At 75.1% G+C, this 17,089-nt stretch carries 12 protein-coding genes; 8 read left to right on the plus strand and 4 right to left on the minus strand.

Going from position 1 to position 17,089, the window contains the following annotated elements; all coding sequences use genetic code 11:
- The first annotated feature begins 19 nt into the window (after window positions 1-19).
- The 3 genes from ACTJIY_RS13165 (at window position 20) to ACTJIY_RS13175 (ending at window position 4,767) form a co-directional block, all read left to right on the plus strand.
- The gene (locus ACTJIY_RS13165; protein ID WP_440674354.1) at window positions 20-1,816 is read left to right on the plus strand and encodes an ABC transporter transmembrane domain-containing protein; all 1,797 of its coding nucleotides are present in this window, start codon (window positions 20-22) and stop codon (window positions 1,814-1,816) included.
- Window positions 1,813-3,546 carry an ABC transporter ATP-binding protein gene (locus ACTJIY_RS13170; RefSeq protein WP_253050857.1) on the plus strand — a complete coding sequence of 578 codons (1,734 nt, stop codon included), beginning with the start codon at window positions 1,813-1,815 and terminating at the stop codon, window positions 3,544-3,546. Before ACTJIY_RS13165 ends, ACTJIY_RS13170 begins: the two co-directional genes overlap by 4 nt.
- Window positions 3,547-3,648: 102 nt before the next feature.
- On the plus strand, window positions 3,649-4,767 hold the full coding sequence (locus ACTJIY_RS13175) for a hypothetical protein (protein ID WP_440674353.1): 1,119 nt from the start codon (window positions 3,649-3,651) through the stop codon (window positions 4,765-4,767).
- Window positions 4,768-4,838: 71 nt separating this feature from the next.
- Here ACTJIY_RS13175 and ACTJIY_RS13180 read toward each other — a convergent pair whose 3' ends face one another.
- Window positions 4,839-5,732, minus strand: a complete 894-nt coding sequence (locus tag ACTJIY_RS13180) for an SURF1 family protein (protein WP_440674352.1) — start codon at window positions 5,730-5,732, stop codon at window positions 4,839-4,841.
- A 244-nt stretch (window positions 5,733-5,976) separates the two neighbouring features.
- Between ACTJIY_RS13180 and ACTJIY_RS13185 the strand changes: the two genes are divergently transcribed.
- From ACTJIY_RS13185 to ACTJIY_RS13205, 5 genes are all read left to right on the plus strand, one after another.
- Window positions 5,977-8,478 (plus strand): phosphoketolase family protein, encoded by a 2,502-nt coding sequence (locus tag ACTJIY_RS13185; protein ID WP_253050854.1) that lies wholly within the window; start codon window positions 5,977-5,979, stop codon window positions 8,476-8,478.
- On the plus strand, window positions 8,475-10,688 hold the full coding sequence (pta, locus tag ACTJIY_RS13190) for a phosphate acetyltransferase (RefSeq protein WP_353707828.1): 2,214 nt from the start codon (window positions 8,475-8,477) through the stop codon (window positions 10,686-10,688). Before ACTJIY_RS13185 ends, pta begins: the two co-directional genes overlap by 4 nt.
- The gene (locus ACTJIY_RS13195) at window positions 10,685-11,944 is read left to right on the plus strand and encodes an acetate/propionate family kinase (RefSeq protein ID WP_440674351.1); all 1,260 of its coding nucleotides are present in this window, start codon (window positions 10,685-10,687) and stop codon (window positions 11,942-11,944) included. Before pta ends, ACTJIY_RS13195 begins: the two co-directional genes overlap by 4 nt.
- A gap of 16 nt (window positions 11,945-11,960) precedes the next feature.
- Window positions 11,961-12,902, plus strand: coding sequence for a DUF4031 domain-containing protein (locus tag ACTJIY_RS13200; RefSeq protein ID WP_440674350.1), 942 nt, complete (start codon window positions 11,961-11,963; stop codon window positions 12,900-12,902).
- 125 nt (window positions 12,903-13,027) lie between these two features.
- On the plus strand, window positions 13,028-13,717 hold the full coding sequence (locus tag ACTJIY_RS13205; RefSeq protein ID WP_353707825.1) for a SanA/YdcF family protein: 690 nt from the start codon (window positions 13,028-13,030) through the stop codon (window positions 13,715-13,717).
- 47 nt (window positions 13,718-13,764) lie between these two features.
- Here the strand turns inward: ACTJIY_RS13205 and ACTJIY_RS13210 are convergent, their stop codons facing one another.
- From ACTJIY_RS13210 to ACTJIY_RS13220, 3 genes are read right to left on the minus strand one after another with little or no spacing between them, the layout of a single operon-like run.
- Complete coding sequence (locus ACTJIY_RS13210) at window positions 13,765-15,408, minus strand: succinic semialdehyde dehydrogenase (RefSeq protein ID WP_253050849.1); 1,644 nt, start codon at window positions 15,406-15,408, stop codon at window positions 13,765-13,767.
- A gap of 9 nt (window positions 15,409-15,417) precedes the next feature.
- Window positions 15,418-16,479, minus strand: coding sequence for a GNAT family N-acetyltransferase (locus tag ACTJIY_RS13215; RefSeq protein ID WP_440674349.1), 1,062 nt, complete (start codon window positions 16,477-16,479; stop codon window positions 15,418-15,420).
- The gene (locus tag ACTJIY_RS13220) at window positions 16,476-17,081 is read right to left on the minus strand and encodes a GNAT family acetyltransferase (protein ID WP_440674348.1); all 606 of its coding nucleotides are present in this window, start codon (window positions 17,079-17,081) and stop codon (window positions 16,476-16,478) included. Before ACTJIY_RS13220 ends, ACTJIY_RS13215 begins: the two co-directional genes overlap by 4 nt.
- Window positions 17,082-17,089: the final 8 nt, after the last annotated feature.

The raw sequence follows: 17,089 nt of genomic DNA on the forward strand, positions 1-17,089 counted from the left end.
GAACCTAGGGTAGAACACCGTGCGACCCCTCCCCCTCCCCGACCCGGGGACCCCCGACCTGCGCGGACCGACGCGCTACCTGCTCTGGCTGGCCCGTCGTCAGTGGACCGTGCTCACCGTCTCCGTGCTGCTCGGCCTGGCCAACTTCGCGTGCCAGGCGTTCCAGCCGTACATGCTCGGCCGCGCGCTCGACGAGGGGCTCGCGGAGGGGTTCGGGCCGGAGCTGTGGCGCTGGGCGGGTCTCCTGCTCGCGCTCGGCCTCGGGATCGTCGTCACCGGGGTCACGCAGCACCGGTTCGACATCGCGAACTGGCTGCGCTCCGCGCTCACGACGTCCCAGCTCGTGGGCGACGTCACCGCGCGCTCCGGCGACGCGATCACGGAGGAGCTGCCCACGGGCGAGGTCGTGTCGACCGTGGCGAGCGACGCCATGCGCGTCGGCCAGCTCTTCTCGATGATGGGCCAGTTCCTCGGCGCGCTCGGCGCGTACGTCGTGGTGGCGGTCATCATGCTCTCGACGTCGCTCCAGCTCGGGCTCGTCGTCGTGCTGGGCCTGCCGGTCGTCGCGGCGGTGCTCGCGCTGCTCGTCAAGCCGCTCCAGCAGCGCCAGGCCGCGCAGCGCGAGGCGCAGGGCCGGCTCACGACGCTCGGCGCCGACACCGTCTCCGGCCTGCGGATCCTGCGCGGCATCGGCGGCGAGGGCGTGTTCGTCGGCCGCTACGCGCGCCAGTCGCAGAAGGTGCGCGAGGCGGGGGTCAAGGTCGCGCACACGCAGGCCACGCTCGACGCCCTGCAGGTGCTCCTGCCGGGCCTCCTCGTCGTGCTCGTCGTCTACCTGGGCGCGACGGCGGCCCTGCGCGGCGACATCACGCCCGGGCAGCTCGTCGCGTTCTACGGGTACGCGGCGTTCCTCGGCTGGCCGCTGCAGGTCGCGACGCAGATGCTCAACATCGCGACGCGCGCCCACGTCGCGTCGCGCAAGATCGTGCGCGTCCTCGCGGTCGAGCCCGCCGCGGGCGCGACACCGGCCACCGCGCCCATGCCGCCCGAGGGCAGCCCCCTCGTCGACGAGACGAGCGGCCTGGTCCTCGAGCCGGGCCGCGTGGTCGCGCTCGTGTCCGCGGACCCCGACGCGTCGGCGGCCGTGGCGACACGCCTGGGCCGGTTCGACGACGCCGCCGAGGCCGCCACGCCCGTGCGGCTCGGCGGGACGCTCCTCGCCGACCTGGACAAGCACGCGCTGCGGCGCCGGGTCGTCGTCGCCGAGGCGACGCCCCAGCTCTTCTCGGGCGCGCTGCGCGACGAGCTCGACCCGCGGGGTGCCGCGACCGAGGCCGACGTGCTCGCCGCCGTCACCGTCGCCGACGCCCACGACGTGCTCGACTCCGTCCCCGACGGCCTCGCGGGCGAGCTGCCCGAGAAGGGTCGCTCGCTGTCGGGCGGGCAGCGCCAGCGCGTCGCGCTCGCGCGCGCCCTGCTCACGGAGCCCGAGGTCCTCGTGCTCGTCGAGCCGACGAGCGCCGTCGACGCCCACACGGAGGCACGGATCGCCGCGCGCCTCGCCGACGCCCGGCGCGGACGCACGACGCTCGTCGTCACCGCCTCGCCGCTCGTGCTCGAGCACGTCGACGAGGTGCTGCTCCTCGAGGGCGGCCGCGTCACCGCGCGCGGCACGCACCGGGACCTCGTCGACCGCGCCCACGCGTCCGGCACCGCGCCGGACGACGACGCGGCCCGCTACCTGCGCGTCGTCGGGCGCTCGCTCGACGAGTCGCCCGTCCTCGCCCGTACCGCACCCGAAGGAGCAGAGTCGTGAAGCTCCCCGTCGCCGACGGCCCCGCCGTCCGCGCCGCCGCCGGGCGGCTCTTCGCCCGCCACCGCGGCACGTTCGTGCTCATCGCCGTGCTCCACACCCTCGCCGCCGTCGCCGGGCTCGTCGGGCCCTGGCTGCTCGGCCGGCTCGTCGACGCCGTCACCGAGGGCACGACGTCGTCCTACGTGACGACGGTCGTCGCCGTCGGCGCGGGGGCCGTCGTCGCGCAGGCGGTGCTCCGCCGGTACGCCCAGCGCCTGTCCATGGTGTTCGGCGAGACGGTGTTCGCCGAGCTGCGCGAGGACCTCGTCGAGACGGTGACCTCGCTCCCCCTCTCGACGGTCGAGCGCGCGGGCACGGGCGACCTCGTCGCCCGCACGACCAACGACGTCGACCGCATCCAGCACGCGGTGCGCTTCGGCGTGCCGCAGCTCCTCGTCGCCGTCGTGACGCTCGTGCTCACGGTCGTGGCGTCGGTCGTCGTCGCGCCGCTGGTCGCGATCGCGCTGTTCGTCGGGGTCCCGCTGCTCGTCGTCGTCTCGCGCTGGTACCTCCGGCGCGCGTCGGCGGGCTACCAGCGCGAGGCCGCCGCGTACGCGACGCTCAACGGCACCATCACGGAGAACGTGGAGGGCGCGCGCACGGTCGACGCGCTCTCGCTCACCGAGCGGCGCCAGGCCCGCGTGCGCGCCGACCTCACCGAGGCGTACGAGTCGGAGAAGTACACGCTCGGGCTGCGCACCGTGCTGTTCCCCGGCATCGACCTCGCGATCGCGATCGCGCCCGTCGCGGCGCTCGTGTGGGGCGCGTGGCTGCTCTCGCAGGGGCAGACGACGCTCGGCGCGGTCGCCACGGTGACCACGTACGCGTTCCAGCTCGCGGGGCCGGTGTGGAACCTCATCTTCTGGCTCGACGAGATCCAGGTCGCCGCGGCGTCCTACGCCCGGATCGTCGGCGTCGCGCAGGTCCCCGGCGACCGCACCGCGACGGGCGACGTGCCCGACGGCGACCGGCTCGTCGCGCGCGACGTCGAGTACGCGTACCGCGAGGGCCACCCCGTGCTGCACGGCGTCTCGCTGGACCTCGAGCCGGGCGAGCGGCTCGCCGTCGTCGGTCCGTCCGGCGCGGGCAAGTCGACGCTCGGGCGCATGCTCGCGGGCATCCACCCGCCCACCGCCGGGTCGGTGCGCTCCGGCGGCGTCCGCCTCGTCGACCTGCCGCTGGAGGACCTGCGCCGTCAGGTCGCGCTCGTCACGCAGGAGCACCACGTGTTCGTCGGGACCCTGGCGGACAACCTGCGGCTCGCGAAGGTCGACGCGAGCGACGCCGAGCTCCGCGACGCGCTCGACGCCGTGGACGCGCGCGGCTGGGCGGAGTCCCTGCCCGACGGCCTGGAGACGACCGTCGGGTCGGGCGGGCACGTGCTGACCCCCGCGCAGGCGCAGCAGGTCGCGCTCGCGCGGCTCGTGCTCCTCGACCCGCACACGCTCGTGCTGGACGAGGCGACGTCGCTCCTCGACCCGCGCGCGGCCCGCCACCTCGAACGCTCGCTCGACGCCGTGCTCGCGGGCCGGACCGTCGTCGCGATCGCGCACCGCCTGCACACCGCGCACGACGCCGACCGCGTCGCCGTGGTCGACGACGGCCGCATCAGCGAGATCGGCCCGCACGACGAGCTCGTCGCGGCGGGCGGCGACTACGCCCGTCTCTGGCACTCCTGGCAGCAGGAGTAGCCGCCCGCGAGATCGACCCGGCCGTCTCGAGATCGACCTCCAGAGGGTCGATCTCGGACGCTGGGGTCGATCTCGCGGGTTCGGTTGTCCACAGACCACGGCGTGACGCCCCGCGTCCCGCCCGCGTCGGCCACGCTCGGCACCATGCCGCACGACATCCCGCCGATCGACACCCTGCCCCGGGCCACCCCGGCGCGCGACGCCGCGCCCGTGGAGCCGCCCGCCCGCGACACCCCACCGGGCCGCACGTCGTCGGACGGGCGTGCGGACGTCACCTCTCCCGACGCCGCGCCCCGGCGCCCCGGCGACGACCGCCGGACCGAGCGCCCCGTCCCGCCGACGGCGACCCGCTTCTCGGAGGAGCGGCGCACGGAGCTCGCCCGCCGCACCCGGGACGGGACCCTCGACCGCGTCCGGCGCGGCGTCTACCTCCCGCCGGTCCCTGCCGACGCGAGCCCCGCGCAGCTCCGCCGCGAGCTGGTGCTGCGTCGGGTCAGCGCCGTCGCCGAGCGGCTGTCGAGCGCGTACTGGTTCAGCCACACGAGCGCCGCGCTGCTGCACGGCTGCTGGACCTGGCGGCTGGCCGACGTCGTCCACGTCACCCAGCTCCGCCCGCCCAAGGCGGCGCAGACCCGCGAGCCGGCGCTCCGCCGGCACTGGACCCCGCTCCCGGTCCGTGACCGCACCCTCGTCGCAGGTCTCCCGGTCACGACGCTGGAGCGCACGGTCGTGGACTGCGCCCGCTCCCTGCCGGGAGCGCAGGCTCTGGTCGTCGCCGACTCGGCGCTGCGCGCGGGGGCCGACCCGGCGGTGCTCGGCGCCCTGCTCGCGGAGGCCGCGGGGCGGCGCGGCGTCCGCCGGGCACGCGCCGTCGTCGGGCTCGCGGACGCCCGGTCGGAGTCGCCCGGGGAGTCGGTCGTGCGGTGGGTCGTGCACGACGCCGGGCTGCCGGCTCCCGTGCCCGGGCTCGAGGTCCCGACGTGGCGCGGGAGCCTGTGGGTGGACCTCGGCTGGCCGGAGCACCGGGTCGCGGTGGAGTTCGACGGCGCGGTCAAGTACTCGGGTGGCGGCTTCGGGGACCCGCGGTCGCGCCTGCAGCAGGAGAAGGCGCGGCACGACGCGCTCGTGGAGGCGGGGTGGGTCGTGCTCCGGGTCGTCTGGGCGGACCTGGGCGACCCGGCGACGATCGTGCGGCGCGTCGAGCGGGCTCTTCGTCGGTGACGACGCCCGCGGGGGCGGGTCCACGCGTCGAGGCGCGGCGCGAGGTCGACCCGTACGTCCGAGATCGACCCTCAGGAGGTCGACGTCGAGCCGGGCGGGTCGATCTCGGCGGGGTCCGGGAGGCCGGCGATGCCGCCGCCGTCACCGCGGGTGCGGCGCTTGCCGCCCGCCGCCTCGTCGCGCACCAGGCGGATCCACAGCAGCACGGCGAAGCCGCCGAACACCCACCACTGCAGCGCGTAGAAGAGGTTCTGGAGGTTGAGCCCGGTGCCGCCCTCGATCGTCGGGCGCGGGAGCTGGGCCGGGCCGCCCTCGGCCGCCGAGGGCTGCTCGGGGTCGGAGGTGAGGAGCACGAGGTACCCCGAGTACATCGGCCCGCCCCACTCGTTGACGAGCGCCCCGGTCGAGATGGCGTCGGTCAGCCCGGGGGCGGAGCCGCCCTGGCCCGCGGCCTCCGAGGCCTGCAGGTATCCCGTGAGCCGCACGACGCCGCCCGGCGGCTCGAGCGCCGCGCCCTGCTCGGGCGTCTCGACCCAGCCGCGGACCACGGGCAGCACGGGAGCGCCCGAGAGGTCGGCCCACGACGCGCCCTGCGTCCCGTCGTCGGTCACGTGCAGCGGGGTGAGGACGAGGTAGCCGACGCGGCCGTCGAGCGCACGGTTCTCCACCAGGAGCTGGCCCTCCGGGTCGTACTCCCCCTCGACCCAGGCCTGCCGACCGACGAGCTCGCCTGGGAAGGAGGACTGCGGCGGGAGCAGCACCCCGACGCCCTCGGGCCCGGCGGCCTCGAGCTCCGCGGCCTCCTGCTGGGCCGCGAGCTCGGCCCGCTGCTGCGCGCGGTCGAGCTGCCAGACGCCGAGCCGTGCGCACACGGCGGCGGCCAGGAGGAACAGCACGAGCAGGCCGACCACGCGGGGCTGGCGGGCGACCGCCCAGAACGAACGCGGGGCGGTGGGCTCGGGCACGACCCCACGGTAGCCGGGCCTCGCGCGAGAACCCGCATCGCGGGCGACGGACCGGGCGAACCTCACACCGGTGCGGTCGGACGCGGTGGCGTGCGCGACCGGCTCCCGGGACCTAGGACCTTTTCTGCGGTCCTGGACGGACGTCACACCGCCCGGGGCCGTCACGGACCGTGCAGGGCCCCGGTCGATGCGGTTGTATGAAGCCGTAGTCGTTCACGAACCCTTCCCCCTGCAGGAGCGTGAGATGAGCACGACCACCGCCACCGAGTCCACCGCCTGGCGACCCGCCGAGGTCGCCCCCCTCGACGACGACACCCTGCGTCGCGTCGACGCGTGGTGGCGTGCAGCGAACTACCTGTCCGTCGGCCAGATCTACCTGCTCGACAACCCGCTGCTGCGCACGCCGCTGGACCGCGAGGACGTCAAGCCGCGCCTGCTGGGCCACTGGGGCACGACGCCCGGCCTGAACTTCCTCTACGCGCACCTCAACCGCGCGATCGCGCAGCGCCGCCAGTCGACGATCTACGTCGCGGGCCCCGGTCACGGCGGCCCCGGCCTCGTCGCGAACGCGTACCTCGAGGGCACGTACTCCGAGACGTACACGGACATCACGCAGGACACCGAGGGCCTGCGCCGCCTGTTCCGCCAGTTCTCCTTCCCGGGCGGGATCCCGAGCCACGTCGCGCCCGAGACGCCGGGGTCGATCCACGAGGGCGGCGAGCTCGGCTACGCGCTCTCCCACGCGTACGGCGCGGCGTTCGACAACCCGGACCTGCTGGTCGCGGCGGTCGTCGGCGACGGCGAGGCGGAGACGGGCCCGCTGGCGACGAGCTGGCACTCCAACAAGTTCGTCAACGCGCGCAACGACGGCGTCGTGCTGCCGATCCTGCACCTCAACGGGTACAAGATCGCCAACCCGACGGTGCTCGCCCGGATCAGCGACGACGAGCTGCGCGACCTCATGATCGGCTACGGCCACACCCCGTACTTCTTCACGGGCGGGTTCGACGGCGAGGACCACTTCGAGGTCCACCAGCGCTTCGCGCGGCTCCTCGACGAGGTGCTCAACCACATCGCGCAGATCAAGGCCGACGCCGCGGCCGGGAACGACGAGCGACCCGCGTGGCCGATGATCGTGTTCCGCACGCCGAAGGGCTGGACGTGCCCGCCCGTCATCGACGGCAAGAAGACCGAGGACTCGTGGCGCGCGCACCAGGTGCCGCTCGCGAGCGCGCGGGACACCCCGGAGCACCTCGACGTGCTGCGCGGCTGGCTCGAGTCGTACCGTGCGGACGAGCTCTTCGACGAGGGCGGTCGCCTGCGCGACGACATCGCCGCGCTCGCCCCCGAGGGCACGCTGCGCATGAGCGACAACCCGCACGCGAACGGCGGGCTGCTGCTCAAGGACCTGCGCCTGCCGGACTTCCGCGACTACGCGGTCGACGTCTCGGGACCGGGCGGCAACGTCGCCGAGGCGACCCGCGTGCTGGGTCAGTGGCTCACCGACGTGGTGCGGCTCAACCCCGACAACTTCCGGATCTTCGGGCCGGACGAGACCGCGTCGAACCGGCTCCAGGCCGTGTACGAGGTCACGGACAAGCAGTGGAACGCCGACTTCTTCGGGCCCGACGTCGACGAGCACCTCGCGCGTGCCGGCCGGGTCATGGAGATGCTGTCGGAGCACCAGTGCCAGGGCTGGCTCGAGGGCTACCTGCTCACGGGGCGGCACGGCCTGTTCACCAGCTACGAGGCCTTCATCCACATCGTCGACTCGATGTTCAACCAGCACGCGAAGTGGCTCAAGGTCACCAACCACATCCCGTGGCGGCGACCGATCGCGAGCCTCAACTACCTGCTGTCGAGCCACGTGTGGCGCCAGGACCACAACGGCTTCAGCCACCAGGACCCGGGCTTCATCGACCACGTCGTCAACAAGAAGGCCGAGATCGTCCGCGTCTACCTGCCGCCGGACGCCAACACCCTGCTCTCGACCTACGACCACTGCCTGCGCTCCCGCCAGTACGTGAACGTCGTCGTCGCGGGCAAGCAGCCGGCGCCGCAGTTCCTGTCCATGGACCAGGCCGTCGCGCACTGCACGCGCGGGCTCGGCATCTGGGAGTGGGCCGGCACCGAGGTCGAGGGCGAGGACCCGGACGTCGTGCTCGGCGCCGCGGGCGACGTCCCGACGCTCGAGGTGCTCGCCGCGGCGGACATCCTGCGCCGCCGGATCCCGGACCTCAAGGTCCGGGTCGTCAACGTCGTGGACCTCATGCGGCTCCAGGACGAGAAGGAGCACCCGCACGGCCTGTCGGACAAGGACTTCGACACGCTCTTCACCGCGGACCGGCCCGTCATCTTCAACTACCACGGCTACCCGTGGCTGATCCACCGCCTCACGTACCGCCGCACCAACCACGCGAACATCCACGTGCGCGGCTACAAGGAGGAGGGCACCACCACCACCCCGTTCGACATGGCCATGCTCAACGACATCGACCGCTACCACCTGGTGATCGACGTCATCGACCGCGTGCCGTCCCTGCGCTCGACCTACGCGGGTCTGCGCCAGGAGATGGTCGACGCGCGGCTGACGGCCCGGCAGTACACCCGCGAGCACGGGGAGGACATCCCCGAGGTGCGCGACTGGGTGTGGCCGGACGTCGGCGAGACGGCGACCGAGCAGGGTGGCCCGCAGTACAACGGCGCGAGCGCCGCCGTGCAGGACACCGGAGGAGACAACGAGTGAGCGACACCGCTCGCAGCATCTACATCACCTCGCCCGAGGGCGAGACGGGCAAGTCCACGATCGCGCTGGGGGTCCTCGACCTGCTGGTCCGCAAGGTCCAGCGGGTGGGGGTCTTCCGCCCGGTCACCCGGGCCGCCGGCCCGGACGTGCAGGACTACGTGCTCGAGCTCCTGCTCGCGCACGACGGCGTGGACGTCACCGCCGAGCAGGCGATCGGCGTCACGTACGAGGACGTCCACGCCGACCCGGAGGCCGCGCTCTCGCAGATCGTGGCCCGGTACCACGAGGTCGCGCGGCAGTGCGACTTCGTCGTGGTGGTCGGGACGGACTACACCGACGTCGCGGGCCCGACCGAGCTGTCGTTCAACGCGCGCGTCGCGGCGAACCTCGGCGCGCCGGTCCTCCTCGTCGTCTCCGGCAAGGACCGCACGCCCGACGCCGTGGGCAACCTCATCGAGGTGAGCGTCGCCGAGCTGCGCTCCCAGCACGCGCAGCCGATCGGCGTCGTCGCGAACCGCGTCCAGCCGGACGACCTCGACGCGGTGCGCGCGCTGCTCGGGGCGCTCGGCCCCGACGGCGAGCCGCTCGCGCGGGCCGCGGGGACGGCGTCGGGCACGACGGCCGAGCCGGCCACGGGCGCGCACCTGCCGGGCTGGGCGGTGCCCGAGGACCCGTTCCTCGACGCGCCGACCGTGCGCGCGCTCATGGAGGCCGTGGGCGGGACGCTCGCGTTCGGGGAGGAGGCGCTCCTGGGCCGCGAGGCGACGGACCTGCTCGTCGGCGCCATGTCGTTCGAGCACCTGCTGGACCGGCTGACCGACGGCGCGGTCGTCATCACGCCCGGCGACCGCGTCGACATCCTCATCGGGCTGCTCGCCGCGCACTCGGCGTCGGGCTTCCCCTCGCTCGCGGGCGTCATCCTCAACGGCGGGTTCTTCCCGCCGGAGTCCACGGCGCGCCTCGTCGCGGACCTCGACCCGAGCCTGCCGATCATCCGCACCGACCTGGGGACGTTCCGCTCGGCGAGCGCCGCCGCGAGCGCCCGCGGCCGCGTCACCAAGGAGTCGCAGCGCAAGGTCGACACGGCGCTCGCGCTGTTCGAGCAGAACATCGACGGCGCGGCGCTCCTCGCCGGCCTCGACGTTCCCCGGCCCGAGGTCGTCACGCCGCTCATGTTCGAGTACGAGCTGCTCTCGCGCGCCCGCGCGGACCGCAAGCACGTCGTGCTCCCCGAGGGCGACGACGACCGCATCCTGCGCGCCGCGTCCACGCTGCTCGGCCGCCAGGTCGCCGAGCTGACGATCCTCGGCGAGGAGCCCAAGGTCCGCGCCCGCGCGGCCGAGCTCGGCCTCGACATCGACGCCGCCCACGTCGTCAGCCCGCACGACCCGGGGCTCGTGGAGCGGTTCGCGGCGGAGTACGCCCGCCTGCGCGCCCACAAGGGCATCCGGCTCGAGGAGGCGCGCGAGCGCGTCCAGGACGTCTCGTACTTCGGCACGATGATGGTCCACCTCGGCCTCGCGGACGGCATGGTCTCGGGCGCCAAGCACACGACGGCGCACACCATCAAGCCGTCGTTCGAGATCATCAAGACGCAGCCGGGCGTGTCCGTCGTGTCGTCGGTGTTCCTCATGTGCCTCCAGGACCGCGTCCTCGTCTACGGGGACTGCGCGGTCATCCCGGACCCGACCGCGGAGCAGCTCGCGGACATCGCGATCTCCTCCGCGGCGACGGCGCAGCAGTTCGGCGTCGACCAGCGCGTCGCGATGCTGTCGTACTCGACCGGTGAGTCGGGGTCGGGTGCCGACGTCGACAAGGTGCGCCGGGGCACGGCCCTCGTCCGCGAGCGCCGCCCCGACCTGTTCGTCGAGGGCCCGATCCAGTACGACGCCGCCGTGGACGCGTCCGTCGCGGCGTCGAAGATGCCGGGCTCGGACGTCGCGGGCCGCGCGACGGTGTTCATCTTCCCGGACCTCAACACGGGCAACAACACCTACAAGGCGGTGCAGCGCTCCGCGGGCGCCGTCGCGGTGGGCCCGGTCCTCCAGGGCCTCAACAAGCCGGTGAACGACCTCTCGCGCGGCGCGCTCGTGCAGGACATCGTCAACACCGTCGCGATCACGGCGATCCAGGCGCAGGGGTCCGCGGCCCCTGCGCCGGCCGCCGACTCCACCCACGACTCCGGCCACTCCCGAGGAGCCACCTCATGACGATCCTGCCCGAGGGCGAGCGCCCCAACCCCTACAGCGCCTACGGGGCGCACGGGTCCGTGCTCGTCATGAACTCGGGGTCGTCCTCGCTCAAGTACCAGCTCGTCAACCCCGTCGGCGGCGAGGCGATCGCCGCAGGCACGATCGAGCGCATCGGCGAGGACACCGGCATCATCAAGCATCGGTTCGCGGGGAACACGACGACGCGCGAGGAGCCCGTCGCGGACCACGGCGTCGCCCTGCGCATCGCGCTGGGCCTGTTCGACGAGGTGGGGCCGACGCTCGCCGACGCGGACGTGTACGCCGTGGGCCACCGCGTGGTGCACGGCGGCGCGGTCTTCTCCGCGCCGGTCCTGGTGGACGACGACGTCGTCCGCCAGATCTCCGCGCTCTCGCCGCTGGCACCGCTGCACAACCCGCCGAACGTCAAGGGCATCGAGGTCGCGCGCGAGCTGCTGCCCGACGTGCCGCACGTCGCGGTGTTCGACACGGCGTTCTTCTCCACGCTGCCCGACGCCGCGGCCACGTACGCGCTGGACCGCGAGGTCGCGCAGGAGCACGGCGTGCGCCGGTACGGGTTCCACGGCACGAGCCACCAGTACGTGTCCGGCAAGGTCGCGCGCGTGCTGGGCCGCCGGATCGAGGGCCTCAACACGATCGTGCTGCACCTCGGCAACGGCGCGTCCGCGTCGGCCGTGCGCGGCGGCGTCGCGGTCGACACGTCGATGGGCATGACCCCGCTCGAGGGCCTCGTCATGGGCACGCGCACGGGCGACATCGACGCGGCCGTCGTGTTCCACCTCGCGCGCAACGCGGGCATGAGCATCGACGAGATCGACGTCCTGTTCAACAAGCGCTCGGGCGTCAAGGGCCTGTCGGGGGTCAACGACTTCCGCGAGCTGCGGCGGCTCATCGACGCCGGCGACGAGGACGCGCGCCGCGCCTTCGACGTCTACATCCACCGCCTGCGCAAGTACGTCGGCGCCTACACCGCCGTGCTCGGCCGGGTCGACGTCGTCGCCTTCACCGCGGGCGTCGGCGAGAACGACGCGGACGTGCGCGCCGCCGTCGTCGAGGGGCTCGAGCCGCTCGGCCTCGCCGTCGACCCGGAGCGCAACGCCGTGCGCTCCGGCGAGCCGCGCGTCATCTCGCCCGACTGGACGAGCACGCTCGTCATGGTCGTGCCGACGATGGAGGAGCTCGCGATCGCGCGCCAGTCCGTCGAGGTCGTCGAGGCGGCGTCGCGCGCGTCGTAGGTGGCATGCTCGGTCGGTGACCGTTCTCATCGACCCGCCGGCGTGGCCCGCGCACGGGACGCTGTTCAGCCACCTGGTGTCGGACGACTCGTTGGCCGAGCTGCACGCGTTCGCCGCGGGTATCGGCGTGAGCCGGCGGGCGTTCGACCTCGACCACTACGACGTCGCCGCCGAGCGGTACGACGCCGCGGTCGCGGCGGGAGCCGTCCCCGTCGGCGGGCGCGAGCTCGCGCGCCGGCTCGGGGCGTCCGGGCTGCGCGTGCCGGGCCGGGCGCGGCGCGCGGCGAAGGCCGACGCGCTGCTCGCCCGGTGGGACGCGCTCCTGCCCGGGGCCCGCGACGTCGGCGTCGACCTCGTCGAGCGCTGGCACGAGCCGCACCGCGTCTACCACGGGCCGGAGCACCTCGTCCACGCGCTCGACTCGCTCGCGCTCCTGGAGGGGCGACCCCCCGGAGTGCCCGACGGCGCGAGCCCGCCCGGGCGCGAGCCCGTCGGCCCGGCGGCGAGCGACGCCGCGGCGACCCAGCTCGCGCTGTGGTTCCACGACGCCGTGCACGACGGCGTGGCGGGACGCGACGAGGAGCGCTCCGCCGAGCTCGCGCGTACCCGGCTCGCGGGCCACCTCGACACCGCGGTCGTCGACGAGGTCGTGCGGCTCGTGCTCGTGACGACGGACCACTCCCCCACGGCCGACGACCGGGCGGGTGCGCTCGTGTCCGACGCCGACCTCGCGATCCTCGGCTCCGCGCCGGACCGGTACGCGCGGTACGTCCGGCAGGTCCGCGCCGAGTACGCGCACGTGCCCGACGACGCCTTCCGTACCGGTCGCGCCGCCGTCCTGCGAGGACTGCTCGGTGGCGGCGTGCTGTTCCGCAGCCCGCAGGGCGCCGCCCGATGGGAGGACCGGGCCCGCCACAACCTCACCGCCGAGCTCACGACCCTCACCACCCCCACCTAACCCTCGCCCCCGGCAACCCGCCGAACAGGTGGTCCTGGCGCGTCCCGGACGGCGGACGGGTCAGGACCACCTGTTCGGGGCGCCGTGTCGCCTGGTCGGCGTTGTGGCGGCGCTAGGGTCGGGGCGTGAGCGACGACCCGACCTCCAGCCCGGCCGCGCAGTCCTCGACGTCGACGTCGTCCGGGTCGGGGGCCTCCCGTCGGGTCCCGCGCGACCGCCCCCGTCGGTCGCGCCGTCGGCGCGCGACGGTCTGGGTCGCGGCCGGCCTGGCGGTGCTCGTGCTGGCGCCGTTCGCCGTCGTGCAGGGCGTCGGGCGCGCGCACGTCGCCGACCGGGCGGACGTGCCGCCGAGCGACGCGATCGTCGTCCCGGGTGCGGGGCTGCGCCCGGACGGGTCGCCGTCGACGTACCTGCGGCGTCGGCTCGACGCGGCCGCGGAGCTCTACGGCCGGGGCGTCGCGCCCGTCGTCCTCGTGAGCGGCGACGCGCACGACGACTACGACGAGCCCGGGTCGATGCGCGCGTGGCTGCTCGACCGGGGCGTCCCGGACGACGCGATCCTGCTGGACCGGGAGGGCTTCGACACGCACGCCACGTGCACGCGCGCGGTGTCGGAGTTCGGCGTCGGCACGGCGGTCGTGGTGACGCAGGGCTACCACCTGCCGCGCACGCTGTTCTCGTGCCGCGTCGCGGGTCTCGACGCGGTCGGGATCGGGGTCAGCGCGGCGAGCGTCGAGCCGTGGAAGGCCGTGCTCTACCGCGTGCGCGAGGTACCCGCGGCGACGAAGGCCGTGCTCGACGCCGTGCGGCGCTGACGACGCGCGCCCGGCACCGTCGGGGGGCAGTGGCAGCCGGAGGACGGTCAGGGCAGGCGCAGGCGACGCATGACGTCGAGCGCGGAGGTGAGCACCCTGCTGGGGAGCTCGCCGCCGATCTCGTAGAGCGTGTCGAGCGTGAGGCCCTGGTTCGCGCCGCGCTGCACGGAGATGGTCTGCGCCTCCGTGAGCGCCTCGATCCCCTCGCGGCCGTGCCGACGGCCGAGGCCGGACGCCTTGAACCCGCCCATCGGGGCGCCGACGGAGCCCCAGGCGGCGGAGTACCCGTCGTTGACGTTGACGGTCCCCGCCTCCACGCGGGCCGCGATCCGGCGGCCTCGCGCCACGTCGCGCGTCCACACGCTCGCGTTGAGCCCGAACTCGGAGTCGTTCATGACCCGCACGGCCTCGTCGTCGCTCGCGACCCGACGCACGGAGACGACGGGACCGAACGTCTCCTCGCGCGCGCACGCCGCGTCGTCGGGCACGTCGTCCAGCACCGTGGGTGCGTAGAACCACGGGCCGATGTCCGCGCGGTGCACGCCGCCCGCGAGGACGCGCGCGCCGCGCGCGATGGCGTCCTCGACGTGCGCGACCACGCGGTCGAGCTGCGCCTGCGACGTGAGCGACCCCATGTCGGCGGAGTAGTCGAGCCCGGCGCCGAGGCGCATCTCGCGGACGAGCGGGACGAACTCGTCGAGGAACGCGTCCGCGACGTCCTCGTGCAGGACGAGCCGCTCGATCGAGACGCAGAGCTGGCCGGAGTTGGAGAAGCACGCGCGCACGGCGCCGCGCGCGGCGGCGCGCACGTCGGCGTCGGCCGCGACGTACAGGGGGTTCTTGCCGCCGAGCTCGAGCGTCGCGCCGATGAGGCGCTCTCCCGCCCGCGCGGCGACCTTGCGGCCGGTGGCCGTCGAGCCGGTGAACGCGATGTGGTCCACGTGGTCGGTCACCGCGGCGCCGACGTCTCCCCCGCCCGCGACGACGAGGAACAGGTCCGCGGGCAGGCCCGCCTCCTCGAGCAGTTCCGCGCCCCACAGCGCGGTGAGCGTCGTCTGCGGGTCCGGCTTGAGCACGACGGCGTTGCCCGCCACGAGCGCGGGCACGGCCTCGGCGAACGCGAGCGTCAGCGGGTAGTTCCACGGCGCGACGACGCCGACCACGCCCACGGGGCGACGGTGCACGCGCGTGCCGGTGAGCACGGGCAGCATCCCCGGCGCCCGCCGGTCGGCGAGGTAGCGCGGGCCGCGCCGCGCGTAGTGGCGCGTGAGGATCGCGACGTCGGCGACCTCCTCGAACGCGCTGCGGCGCGACTTGCCGGACTCCATCTGGATGAGGTCGAGGCCGTCGGACTGGCGCGCGAGCACGAGCTCGCCGAACCGCCGCAGCACGGCCGCGCGCTCCCGGACGGGGAGCGCCGCCCACGCCGGCTGCGCGGCCCGCGCCCGCTCGACAGCCCGCGCGACGTCCTCGACGGAGGACACCGGGAACGCGGCGAGCGGCGCGCCCGTGAAGGGCAGGACGGAGCGGTGCATGCCCGCCTCGTTGCTGGTGACGACGCGCTGCGCGAGCGGTGCGACGACGTCGGGCTCGAGCACGTACGTCGCCGCGGGGTTCTCGGGGTCGATCAGGCCGTCCAGCGCGGCGCCCTCGCCGGGTCCGCTGCCGGGGGTGCCGGATGAGCTCGTCATGGGGACAGGCTACGTCGTCGGACCGACAGGACCGGTGACGGGCAGCTCCCAGGTCGTGAGCACGGGGCGGAAGCCCTGGCGCGCCCAGAACGGCGCCGAGAGCGGGTTGAGGACGCCGTGGTGCAGGAGCACGACCGCGTCCTCCCCGGCGCGCTCGCGCACGCGCGCGAGCGCCGCGTCGACGAGCGCACCGCCGACCCCGGCGCCGCGCGCCGCGCCGGTCACGTGCAGGAGCACCAGGTAGGAGACCGGCCCGGTCGTGACCGTCCCGGCGACCGCCCCGGACCGCTCCGGCGGCTCGACCGCGACCACGCCCAGGACGTCCTCGCCTCGCTCCCCGGACGCGCCCCCGCGAGCCTCGGCCCGGGCCGCCGTCGCGACGAGGAACGTCGTCGCCGGGTTCGCCACCGCGCCCGCGACCTGGGTCGCGAGGTGCTCGCGGGCTCCGGGCCGCACCCGGGCCGCGCCCACGAGCTCGTCGTACGCGAGCTCGGCGAGCTGGTGCGCCACGAGCGCCGGGACGTCGTCGGCCGTCGCGTCGCGCACGACCGCACCGGCACGACCCCGCGACACGGCGGGTGCCGTCCCGCGCCGCGCCGCCAGGTGGACGGTCGGGCGCATCCCGTGCGCGGCGAGCGCCGCGACGGCCTCGACGTCCCGGCTCGGCCACAGCAGGACCATGCCGTGGTCGCGCGGGGCCGGTCCCACCTGGCGCACGCCGTCGCCGTCGGGCGGAGTGCCCGGGTCCCCGGCGACGCGCGCCGCCCAGGCGGCGAGGAGCGCGGCGACCGCGCCCGGGACGTCGGGGCCGGCCGCCCGTGCGCGCAGCCGGTGCTCGCGCAGCGGGCGGAACAGCGCGGTCGACGAGTCGGCGCCGACGTCGCCGGCCGTGAGGAGACCCGCGGCCCGGGACCCGTCGGGCAGCCGGACCGCGAGCAGCCGCGCGTCGTCCGGCGTGGCGCCCAGGTCGGGGACCGCGACGAGCGGGTCGAGCGCGCGCACCCGCGCACGGTGCTCGGCCTCGAGCGCGGCCAGGTCGTCGGCGTCCGGCGCCCAGGCCGTCGTCGTCATCGCCCGGCGTCGCGCGCGTCCGCCGCGCCGAGCGGTCGACCGAGGACGACGCACTCCTGGTCGACGTAGCCGAGGCGCTCGTAGAAGCCGCGGACCGCGTCGTTGGTCGAGCGCACCATGAGGCGCACGGCGCGCGCGCCCTGCGCGGCGAGCCACGCCTCCGCCGCGACGACCGTGGCGCGACCCGTGCCGGTGCCCTGCAGGCGCGGGTCCACGGCGACGTAGTACAGCCAGCCGCGGTGCCCGTCGACGCCGGCCATCGCCGACGCGACGACCTCGCCCGCGCGGACGACGCCGCCGGGGTCGCCGTCGGCGGACGCCCGTCCCGGGAGGTCGCGCGTCGCCCGGCCCACGAGCACCGTGGACGTCTCCCCCAGCCGGGCGTCCGCGAGGTCGCGGAACGGGTCGTTCCACGGCCGGGTGAGGTCGCACGCGCGCCACAGGGCGACGACGTCCTCGACGTCGTCGTCCCCGACGTCCGCGAAGGCGACGGCCGCGCCCTGACCGCGGAGGGCGCCGTCGGGCGACTCCTCACGCGCCCGGCCGGGCACGGCGGCGCCCGCGCGCGTCAGCCGCGGTCCGTCCGCGACGCGCCCCGTCACGGTGCGGC

The organism is Cellulosimicrobium sp. 22598 (genome assembly GCF_052044445.1).
Lineage (GTDB): Bacteria > Actinomycetota > Actinomycetes > Actinomycetales > Cellulomonadaceae > Cellulosimicrobium > Cellulosimicrobium cellulans_G.

Excerpts from the sequence above, each read along its gene's own strand:
- ACTJIY_RS13195 (WP_440674351.1), top strand. The coding sequence starts at position 10,685 with ATGACGATCCTGCCCGAGGGCGAGCGCCCCAACCCCTACAGCGCCTAC.
- ACTJIY_RS13185 (WP_253050854.1), top strand. The coding sequence starts at position 5,977 with ATGAGCACGACCACCGCCACCGAGTCCACCGCCTGGCGACCCGCCGAG.
- ACTJIY_RS13215 (WP_440674349.1), bottom strand. The coding sequence starts at position 16,479 with ATGACGACGACGGCCTGGGCGCCGGACGCCGACGACCTGGCCGCGCTC.
- ACTJIY_RS13210 (WP_253050849.1), bottom strand. The coding sequence starts at position 15,408 with ATGACGAGCTCATCCGGCACCCCCGGCAGCGGACCCGGCGAGGGCGCC.